The organism is Aetokthonos hydrillicola CCALA 1050, from assembly GCF_017591665.1.
Lineage (GTDB): Bacteria > Cyanobacteriota > Cyanobacteriia > Cyanobacteriales > Nostocaceae > Aetokthonos > Aetokthonos hydrillicola.
Genome location: NZ_JAAKGC010000333.1, coordinates 1 through 1876 on the forward strand (window position 1 = coordinate 1; position 1876 = coordinate 1876).

Sequence of the window (1876 nt, forward strand, 5' to 3'; positions counted from 1 at the left end):
CTGGGAAATTTGGACTGGTTACATTGGCATGGAATTTTGATCAACGAAACTGCGCAAACGCAGGCACAGGCATTAACAGCAGATGGAAAAACAGTGGTTTGGGTAGCCTCTGGAAATACAGTTTTAGGGCTGATTGCTGTTCGGGATACACTAAGAGCCGATGCTAAAACAGTAGTAGACAATTTACGCCGAATGGGGCTGAGGGTTATGTTACTCAGTGGTGATACCCTAGAAGCAGCTACTGCGATCGCCAAACAGCTATAATTGGATAGTGCTGATGTTATGGCCAGTCTTCCTCCAGCTAAAAAAGCTTCTGCAATACAAGCTCTCCAGTCGATAGCTACAGGCGAAGAGAACCCCGTCAAATCATCTGTTAAATCTGTTGTCGCAATGGTAGGAGATGGGATCAACGATGCACCAGCTTTATCTCAAGCAGATGTGGGAATTGCTTTACACGGTGGGACAGAAGTCGCGATGGAAACGGCTGAAATTGTCTTGATGCGCGATCGCTTATCTGATGTTGTGGAAGCTATTAAACTTAGCCGTGCTACGTTTAACAAAATCCGCCAGAATTTATTTTGGGCTTTTGCATACAATACGCTGGGGATTCCCTTAGCCGCTGGTGTTTTGTTGCCTAGTTCAGGTTTTGTTCTTAGCCCAGCTGGTGCTGCTGCACTAATGGCTTTTAGTTCTGTTAGCGTGGTAACTAACTCACTTCTGTTGCAGCGCTTCGCGCACCGCCGCCTATAAAGTAAGACTTTATGGGAAATATTTTTGTCCAAAAATATTTCTTTTGTCCTTCTCACGCTAAACTAAGTCGATAGTTAGCTGTTAAATATTCACAAATCTTGTCTTTGTGTTCTTAAAGAGTCGCAGTAGACGTATAGAGTAGAATAGTTCTATTCTACTCTTGCTTTAAGTTATGTTATGCACACAAGAGACTACTGACCCTAGTGGAGAGAATGGCAGCAAACCTTACTTAACAATTCTTGATTAAGAAGAGTTCAACCGATTGTAGCAACGATTTGTCAATGGCAGCACAACTTAATGAAAGCCATCTACTGATCCTAGAAGACGATCAGGGACGCAAAGAATTTTCTCTTGATAGTTCTGTCTATTCTATTGGCAGGGACAAGAATTGCGATATCCGTTTGGTTTCTCAGTTCGTCTCGCGTCGTCATGCCACATTAATCAGGCTATCACGAGATGATAGTAGCCATAGATACTACTATCGAATTGTAGATGGCGATGCTAAGGGCAAACCTAGTTCCAATGGGATAATGATTAACGGGCGAAAGGCGCTAGCCCATGATTTAAAAAACGAGGATGAAATTGTTTTCGGTCCTCAGGTACGTGCTATTTATTATCTGCTACGACGAGATACGATGGGATCAGGACAAACGGATGCAAGCGAATATGATATCACGCTAATAAATCCCGGTATGACCGAGGATCTTGAGGACTAAAGATGATGTAATTAATTGTCTATAGCTTCCATAACCTAACCAGTAAGGCTTTCGATAAGATGCCAATGTCGACTGTCTTCAATCGCTTGTTTGATAAAATCAAACATTTGTCGGCAATGGTTATTCAGCTGGAGTGGTAGTTCATCATTTTTAATCACAATACTCATGCGAGTTTCCGTTTCCGTAGCTGTACTCTTATCAATGAGGACTTCTACTGTCACTAACTTAGAGTAAGACACATTACCAGGTATCTCACGCGCCATGATGTAATCGGTTATATGGTACTGAACATCCAAATGACAATCTTGTAGAAGTTCTACAAGTAAAGGCTGAAGATGATCAATAGCAATAGAAACAATAAATGAACACGTATAGCGAGCCATAATAGCCCCACCCCTTGCAACACTCCG

General features: G+C 42.3%; 2 protein-coding genes and 1 pseudogene. 2 read left to right on the forward strand and 1 reads right to left on the reverse strand.

Going from position 1 to position 1876, the window contains the following annotated elements; genetic code table 11:
• Both G4P69_RS37590 and G4P69_RS37595 read left to right on the forward strand, forming a co-directional pair.
• Positions 1-750 (forward strand): annotated as a pseudogene (locus G4P69_RS37590) (HAD-IC family P-type ATPase); the annotation flags it as partial.
• Positions 751-1031: 281 nt separating this feature from the next.
• A complete protein-coding gene (locus G4P69_RS37595) occupies positions 1032-1466 on the forward strand; it encodes an FHA domain-containing protein (RefSeq protein ID WP_208343957.1) in 435 nt (144 codons plus the stop codon).
• Positions 1467-1501: 35 nt separating this feature from the next.
• Here the strand turns inward: G4P69_RS37595 and G4P69_RS37600 are convergent, their stop codons facing one another.
• Positions 1502-1849, reverse strand: coding sequence for a hypothetical protein (locus G4P69_RS37600; RefSeq protein WP_208343958.1), 348 nt, complete (start codon positions 1847-1849; stop codon positions 1502-1504).
• Between the last annotated feature and the right edge of the window lie 27 nt (positions 1850-1876).

Excerpts from the sequence above, each read along its gene's own strand:
- G4P69_RS37600 (WP_208343958.1), bottom strand. The coding sequence starts at position 1,849 with ATGGCTCGCTATACGTGTTCATTTATTGTTTCTATTGCTATTGATCAT.
- G4P69_RS37595 (WP_208343957.1), top strand. The coding sequence starts at position 1,032 with ATGGCAGCACAACTTAATGAAAGCCATCTACTGATCCTAGAAGACGAT.